The 631-nt window shown below is 68.8% G+C and carries 1 protein-coding gene; it reads left to right on the top strand.

Annotated features, from left to right (window positions below):
* Positions 1 to 210: 210 nt before the first annotated feature.
* Positions 211 to 631 (top strand): phospholipase D-like domain-containing protein (locus K4G64_RS39575; protein WP_308122620.1); only part of this gene is annotated, 421 nt, incomplete at its 3' end.

The raw sequence follows: 631 nt of genomic DNA, 5'->3' as shown, positions 1-631 counted from the left end.
GGGCTGGGGTGAGGAGTGGGCAGCGCTTCGCGGCACCGTTGCAGACCGCCGCCCCTCGCACGCCCCGCCCTGCGCGACCGTGCCCGGCTCGCGCGTGGCATGGCGCTACGACCGCCCGAACATCTCCACCTCCGCCATCGCAACCTGCTTGTTCTCCGCCGTGCCGTAGGCGCTGCGCACGATCATGTCGACCTGGACGACGTCGTACATGTGCGCTTCCACGACCTGTACACCGCCGTCGTCGGCCGCGCGGGTGTCGCGCTGGCCGCCGGCGCCGCCGTGCTCGCCACCGCCGTCCCCGCGAACGCCGCAAGCTACTCCGCGTTCGCCTTCTCGCGGAGCAGCAGCCAGCCGACCATCTACGACTTCATCAACTCGGCCACCACCTCCCTCGACATGACCATGTACGAGCTGAAGGACACCACCGCCGTCAACGACCTCATAGCCCTGAAGAACAAGGGCGTCACGGTACGGGTGATCCTGGACGGCGCGCACAAGTCCGCCAACCAGTCGGCGTACAACGCCCTGACGAGCGCGGGCGCGGGAGTGGTCTGGTCGTCGTCCACCTTCGTGTACACCCACCAGAAGACCGTCACGGCGGACGGCGCCAAGTCGCTGATCCTCACCGGCA

The organism is Streptomyces sp. WAC04114 (genome assembly GCF_019733245.1).
GTDB lineage: Bacteria > Actinomycetota > Actinomycetes > Streptomycetales > Streptomycetaceae > Streptomyces > Streptomyces massasporeus_A.
The sequence above is the reverse complement of the archived record's forward strand: the minus strand, read 5'-3'. Positions and strand labels throughout refer to the sequence as shown.